We start from the raw sequence: 1,969 nt of genomic DNA, 5'->3' as shown, positions 1-1,969 counted from the left end.
TCCCCGGCGCGCAGCAGGATGACGAGGTACAGCCCGGCGACCGTGAGCACGGTTCCGTTCACGACGCTCTCCTTCTCCGTGCGCTCGCTCGTTCCACGGCCACGGCGCGCCGACAGTTCCTCGAACAACGATCCTACTGGCGCCGGGCGGCGCTCCGGGCCCGGGCTACCGGACGCCCGCCGGCTCCCTCCGGCGCCGGAAGACGCGCTCGACGTGCTGCTCCTCGTGGAGGTCGACGCGGCGTGCCTCCAGGAGCTGGCCGAGGCTCAGGATCCCGTCGACACGTCCCGGCTCGTCGCGCGGGGTGACGACGACGCGGGTGACGTGATGGGCGGCCATGCGGTTGGCGACCGTACGCAGGGTCTCGTCGGGGTGGGCGACGACCGGCGGCTGCGCGAGGGCGCTCAGCGGGCGGATGTCGTCGGGTCCCGCGCCGAGCAGCCGGCTGCGCGTGACGACGCCGGACAGCAGCCCGGTGCGGTCGAGGACCGGGTACAGCAGCTGGACTCCGGTGTCCGGGTCCTCGTCGGTGCCCGCGGCGACCCGGGCGGCCGCGGTGTCGATGCCCATGTCGGCGTGCAGGGTGGCGGCGGGCGCCGGGGCGAGACCGCGGACGAGGTGGACCTCGAGCGGGTCGACGGAGTACTCGCGGGTGAGGTGCAGCCCGCGGCGGGCGATCTTCTCGGTGAGGACGGACCGCTTGAGGACGATCACGGAGAGCAGGTACGCCGAGGACGCGGTGATCACCATGGGCACGAGGGCGTTGACCTCGTGGGTGAGTTCGAGACAGAAGACGATGCCGGTGAGCGGCGAGCGCATGACGCCGCCGAGCACTCCGGCCAGCGAGACGAGGGCCCAGAAGCCGGGGCTGACGGCGGGGAACACGAGCCCCTCGGCGGCGCCGAGCGCACCGCCGATCATGAACATGGGCGCGAGGACGCCGCCCGAGGTCCCGGAGCCGAGGGACAGGCCCCAGATCAGGGTCTTGACCACGAGGATGCCGATGATCAGGCCGACGCCCGCCCGGCCGGTCAGGAGCTGCCCGATCACGTCGTAACCGACACCGAGGGCGCGCGGCTCGACGAGTCCCCCGACGCCGATGACGGCGCCGCCGATGGCCGGCCACCACATCCAGTGGAACGGGAGCTTCGCGAACAGGTCCTCGGAGAAGTAGACGAGCCAGGTGGCGACCAGCGCGAGGAGACCCGCCCCGATCCCGGCGACCACGCACAGTCCGTACGCGGAGAGCGGCAGCCGGTCGGGCACCTGGGCACCGGCGAAGAGGGGCTCGGTGCCGAGGATGGGTCCGCGGACGAGCGTCGCGGTGACGGCGCCGACCGCGACCGGCAGGTAGGAGCGGGGGCGCCACTCGAACAGGAGGAGTTCGACGGCGAGCAGGATCGCGGCGAGCGGCGCGTTGAACGTGGCGGCCATGCCGGCCGCGGAGCCCGCGACGAGCAGCGTCTTGCGCTCGTCGGTGGTCACCCGCAGGAACTGGGCGAGGATCGAGCCGACGGCGCCGCCGGTCATGATGATGGGCCCCTCGGCGCCGAACGGGCCGCCCGTGCCGATGGACACCGCGGACGAGACGGGCTTGAGGACGGCGATCCGCGGCTGGACCTTGCTGCCGCCGACGAGGATCGACTCGATGGCCTCGGGCATGCCGTGGCCGCGGATCTTCTCCGACCCGTAGCGGGCCATGAGACCGATGACGAGTCCGCCGACGACCGGCATGAAGAGGACGAGCCACCAGTGCGTCGTGGTGGCGGGCGTGCTCTCGGCGAAGGAGAACCGGCCGTGGAAGCAGAGGTTGGTGAACAGGGCGATCAGCTTGAGCAGGCCGACGGCGACGAGTGCGGCCGCGGCGCCGACCGGTACGGCCAGGGCGGCGATGACGGCCACGCGGGGCATGACGTGGAAGTCGCCCAGGTGCGGGACCTTCGGGTGGTGGGCGGCGGGGGGCGTGGGG

Annotated in this window: 1 protein-coding gene; it reads right to left on the bottom strand. The window is 72.9% G+C overall.

The features are described 5' to 3' along the window. Positions 1 to 165: 165 nt before the first annotated feature. Positions 166 to 1,911, bottom strand: coding sequence for a chloride channel protein (locus GTW43_RS04725; protein ID WP_161300352.1), 1,746 nt, complete (start codon positions 1,909 to 1,911; stop codon positions 166 to 168). Between the last annotated feature and the right edge of the window lie 58 nt (positions 1,912 to 1,969).

Source organism: Streptomyces sp. SID5785 (assembly GCF_009870065.1).
Classification (GTDB): domain Bacteria; phylum Actinomycetota; class Actinomycetes; order Streptomycetales; family Streptomycetaceae; genus Streptomyces.
Note: the sequence above shows the minus strand (reverse complement) of the source record. Positions and strands in the feature narration are given on the sequence as shown.